Here is a 402-nt window from a genome sequence, read left to right as displayed (position 1 = left end):
CCCCGGCACCTTCGACTGCTCCGGCCTGACCGGCGCCGCCTGGCGCGCGGCCGGGGTGTCACTGCCCCGGGTCTCCCAGGACCAGTGGAACGCCGGCCGCCACGTCGCCCGGGCCGACCTGCAGCCGGGCGACCTCGTGTTCTTCTACTCCGACCTGCACCACGTGGGCATCTACATCGGCGGCGGCAAGATGATCCACGCCCCGCGCACCGGCAAGAACATCGAGATCACCCCGATCGAGTACATGCCCTACGTGGGTGCCGTCCGCCCCTGACCCCGGGGGGGGCCCCGCCGCCCCCCACGGGTCGCCCCCCCCCCGCGGGCGCGCCAACCGAGAGTAGCGTGGCCCCCACCCCCCACCCCGCCGCGCGCCGACGGGGAGCTCAGAGCGGCGCCGAGGGG

General features: G+C 76.1%; 1 protein-coding gene. It reads left to right on the top strand.

The window, feature by feature from the left end:
• Positions 1-274: C40 family peptidase (locus tag ACFV0G_RS21615; RefSeq protein WP_380550132.1), on the top strand; the 274-nt coding region annotated here is incomplete at its 5' end.
• Between the last annotated feature and the right edge of the window lie 128 nt (positions 275-402).

The sequence above is a fragment of the Kitasatospora sp. NPDC059571 genome (assembly GCF_042735675.1).
Classification (GTDB): Bacteria; Actinomycetota; Actinomycetes; order Streptomycetales; family Streptomycetaceae; genus Kitasatospora.
Note: the sequence above shows the minus strand (reverse complement) of the source record. Positions and strands in the feature narration are given on the sequence as shown.